This is a genomic window from Longimicrobium sp., assembly GCA_036389795.1.
Taxonomy (GTDB): Bacteria; Gemmatimonadota; Gemmatimonadetes; order Longimicrobiales; family Longimicrobiaceae; genus Longimicrobium.
Genome location: DASVWD010000156.1, coordinates 1 through 4,475, shown reverse-complemented (window position 1 = coordinate 4,475; position 4,475 = coordinate 1). Strand labels below are relative to the sequence as shown.

Here is a 4,475-nt window from a genome sequence, read left to right as displayed (position 1 = left end):
CGCCCGGCGGTGCAGACGTTCCGGGGTGCGTCGGTCCCGGTGGAGCTCTCCCTCGAACTGCTGGAGCGGCTGCAGGCGCTGGGGCGGAGCGAGGGCGCGACGCTGTACATGACGCTGCTGGGCGCCTTCCAGGTGCTGCTGTCGAAGTACGGCGGGAGCGAGGACATCGTCGTAGGCAGCCCCATCGCCGGCCGCACGCGCCGGGAGGTGGAGGAGCTGATCGGCTTCTTCGTCAACACGCTGGTGCTGCGCACCGACCTGTCGGGCGACCCGAGCTTCCGCGAGGTGCTGCGGCGGGTGCGGGAGGTCACGCTGGGCGCGTACGAGCATCAGGACGTGCCCTTCGAGAAGCTGGTGGCCGAGCTGCAGCCGGAGCGCTCCCTCAGCCACTCGCCGCTCTTCCAGGCGATGTTCACGCTGCAGAACGCCGACGACGGGGACGGGGGAGGCGCGCTCGCGGGGCTCGAGGCGAGCGGCGTCGGCGCGGCGACGGAGATCGCCAGGTTCGATCTCTCCCTGACGCTCTACACGATCCCCCAGGGTTTGCGCGGCGCGCTGAACTACAGCACCGACCTCTTCGAGCCCGACACCACCCTGCGCATGGTGCGGCACCTGGGGCGGGTGCTGGAGCAGGTCGCCGCCGACGTGGACGCGCGGCTCTCGCGGCTGGAACTGCTCGGGGAGGCGGAGCGCGCGCTCGTGCTGGAGGAGTGGAACCGGACGGGCGCGGAGTCTCCCGCGGACCGGTGCATCCACGAGATGTTCGAGGTGCAGGCGGCGCGCACGCCGGAGGCGGTCGCGGTCGTCTACGAAGGAGAGTCGCTGAGCTACGCGGAGCTGAACGCCCGCGCCAACCAGCTCGCCCACTACCTTCGGTGGCGTGGGGTGGGCCCGGAGGCGCGGGTGGGGATCTGCCTGGAGCGCAGCCTGGAGCTGGTGGTTTCCCTCCTCGCCGTCCTCAAGGCGGGCGGCGCCTACGTGCCCCTGGACCCCGGCTACCCCGCCGAGCGGCTGGAGACGATGGCCGCCGACGCCGGAATCGCCCTGCTGCTGACGATCGAACGCCTGCGCGACGGCGTGCCGGTGCCGGCGGGCCTGCGGGTGATTTCCGTCGACGCCGCCTGGCCCGCGATCGCGGCGGAAAGCACGGAGAACCCGGAGAGCGGCGCGGGGCCGGACACGCTGGCCTACGTGATCTACACCTCGGGCTCCACGGGCACGCCCAAGGGGGTGATGAACGCGCACCGCGGCGTGGTCAACCGGCTGTGCTGGATGCAGGCGCAGTATGGGCTGGGCGAGGACGACGTGGTGCTGCAGAAGACCCCGTTCGGCTTCGACGTCTCGGTGTGGGAGTTCTTCTGGCCGCTGCAGCAGGGGGCCCGGCTGGTGCTGGCGCGGCCGGACGGTCACCGCGATCCGCGCTACCTGCAGGAGGTGATCGAACGGCGGGGGGTGACGACGCTGCACTTCGTCCCTTCCATGCTGCAGCTGTTCCTGGAGGCGGTGGAGGCGGAGCGCTGCGTGTCGCTGCGACGGGTGGTCTGCAGCGGCGAGGCGCTGCCGGCGTCGCTGGCGGAGCGCTTCCACGAGCAGTTCGAGTCGCGCGTGGAGCTGCACAACCTGTACGGCCCCACCGAGGCGGCGGTGGACGTGAGCCACTGGGCGTGCGCGCCGGGGGATCGCACCGGCGTGGTGCCCATCGGCCGGCCGGTGTGGAACACGCGGCTGTACGTGCTGGACGGCGCGCTGCGGCCGGTGCCCGTCGGATTGACGGGCGAGCTGTACATCGGCGGCGTGCAGGTGGCGCGCGGCTACCTGGGGCGGCCGGGGCTGACGGCGGAGCGGTTCGTTCCCGATCTGTACGCGGCGGAGCCGGGGAGCCGGCTGTACCGCACCGGCGACCGGGTACGGTGGCGCTCGGAGGGCGCACTGGAGTACCTGGGCCGCCTGGACCACCAGGTGAAGATCCGCGGCTTCCGCATCGAGCCGGGCGAGATCGAGGCCGTGCTGCGCCTGCAGGACGGGGTGCGCGACTGCGCCGTCGTCCCGCGCGAGGAGGGCGGCGACCGGCGGCTGGTGGCGTACGTGGTCGGCGAAGCGCGGGCGGACGCGCTGCGCGCCCACCTGCGCCAGAGCCTGCCGGAGTACATGGTGCCGGCCGCGTTCGTCTCTCTCGACGCGCTCCCGCTGACGCCCAACGGGAAGCTGGACCGCAAGGCGCTCCCGGCGCCGGCGTACACGGCCGAAGCGGACCGGTACGTGGCGCCGCGCACGCGCGTCGAGGAGTTGCTGGCGGGGATCTGGACCGAGGTGCTGCGGCTGGAGCGGGTGGGGGTGCACGACAGCTTCTTCGAGCTGGGCGGCCACTCCCTGCTGGTCATGCGGCTGCTGGCCCACGTCCGGGCCGCGTTCGACGTGGAGATCTCGATCCGCTTCGTGTTCTCGATGCCGACGCTGGAAGCCATGGCGGAAGAGATCGAGCGCAGGATTTACGAAGACGTCGCCACCCTGTCCGAATACGAGGTGGAGCAGCTGGTCGAGTCCAACACCGTGGCAAGAGCCTGAGATGTCCACAGAAAAGACCGTCGACCTCCCTCGTTCGGAGCTCTCTGCCGCCAGGCGCGCCCTCATCGAGGCGAGGCTCAGTGGCCAGGTCCGCTCGTCCGGCATCGTACCCCGCCCCCATCGCGAGAGCGCTCCGCTGTCCTTCGCGCAGGAGCGGCTCTGGTTCATCGACCGGCTGGATCCGGGGAGCACCACGTACAACCTCCCCTGGCCGCTCCGGCTGCAGGGAGCGCCGGACATCGGGGCGCTGGAGCGGGCGCTGGGCGAGGTCGTCCGGCGGCACGAAGCGCTGCGCACCACCTTCCGGGAGGTGGACGGCTCTCCGGTGCAGGTGATTGCGCCCTTCGGCGGGTTCAGGCTTCCCGTCGAAGATTTCTCCGGGCTGGCCGAGGCGGATCGCGGGGTGGAGGTGCAGCGCCGCCTGACGGAGGAGGCGGCGCGGCCCTTCGACCTGACCGCGGGACCGCTCTTCCGCGCCACGCTGCTGCGGTCGGGCGAGGAAGACCACGTGCTGCTGGTGGGCATGCACCACATCGTGAGCGACGCGTGGAGCCTGGAGGTGCTCTCCCGCGAGCTCTCGGCGCTGTACGAGGCGTACCGCGAGGGGCGGGAGTCGCCGCTGCCGGAGCTGGCGGTGCAGTACGGCGACCATGCCGCGTGGCAGCGCGAGCATCTGCGGGGCGCGGTGCTGGAGCGGCAGCTGTCGTACTGGCGGGAGCGGCTGGCGGACGCGCCCGCGCTGCTGGAGCTGCCCACCGACCACCCGCGTCCGGCCGTGCAGACGTTCCGGGGGGCGAACCAGCGGGTCGCGCTTCCCGGCGAGCTTCTGGAGCGACTCCGGGAGGTGGCCCGGACCGAGGGAGCGACGCTCTTCATGGTGGTGCTCTCCGCCTTCCAGGTGCTCCTCTCGAAGTACAGCGGGAGCGAGGACGTGGTCGTGGGGACCCCCACCGCGGGGCGGACGAGGAAAGAGGTGGAGGCGCTGATCGGCTTCTTCGTCAACACGCTGGTGCTGCGGACCGACCTCTCGGGCGACCCGGGCTTCCGCGAGGTGCTGCGGCGGGCGCACGACGCGACGCTGGGCGCGTACGAGCACCAGGAGGTGCCCTTCGAGCGCCTGGTGGCCGAGCTGCAGCCGGAGCGGTCTTTGAGCCACTCGCCGCTGTTCCAGGTGATGTTCGCGTTCCGGGACGCCAGCGGCGGGGGCGAGGAAGGCGCTCTCACGCCGCTCGCGGCCAGCGAAGCCGGGCCGGTCATGGAGATCGCCAAGTTCGATCTCTCCCTGGCGGTCGAGGCGAGCGCTCACGGGCTGTCTGGCGTGCTGAACTACAACTCCGACCTCTTCGAACCGGGGACCATCGAGCGCATGGCCCGGCACCTGGAGCGGGTGCTGGAGCAGGTCGCCGCGGATGCGGACGTGCGGCTCTCGCGGCTGGACCTGCTCGGCGAGGCGGAGCGCGCGCTGGTGCTGGAGGAGTGGAACCGGACGGCGGCCGAGGTGCCGGCGGACCTGTGCATCCACGAGCTCTTCGAGGTTCAGGTCGAGCGCACGCCCGACTCGGTCGCCGTCCGCTTTGAAGAGGAGTCGCTCACCTATGCGGAGCTGAACGCGCGCGCCAACCGCCTCGCCCATCACCTGCGCGGCCGTGGGGTCGGCGCCGAGGTGCGCGTGGGCGTGCTGATGGAGCGGAGCCTGGAGATGGTCGTCTCGCTCCTGGCGGTGCTGAAGTCCGGCGGCGCCTACGTGCCCCTGGACCCGAGCCTCCCCGCCGAGCGGCTGGCGTACATGCTGGATGACAGCGGCGTGCCGCTTGTGCTGGCGCAGGCTGCTCTGCGCGACGCCGTCCCCGCGCGCGACGGCGTGGCGGTGCTGGCGGTGGACGCGCTGGCGGAGCAACTCGCCTCGGAGA

General features: G+C 72.0%; 2 protein-coding genes. Both read left to right on the top strand.

The window, feature by feature from the left end; translation table 11 throughout:
- The coding region (locus tag VF746_21265; GenBank protein HEX8694954.1) for an amino acid adenylation domain-containing protein at positions 1-2,565 on the top strand (2,565 nt) is incomplete at its 5' end.
- A 1-nt stretch (position 2,566) separates the two neighbouring features.
- A partial coding sequence (locus tag VF746_21260; GenBank protein HEX8694953.1) for a condensation domain-containing protein occupies positions 2,567-4,475 on the top strand: 1,909 nt, incomplete at its 3' end.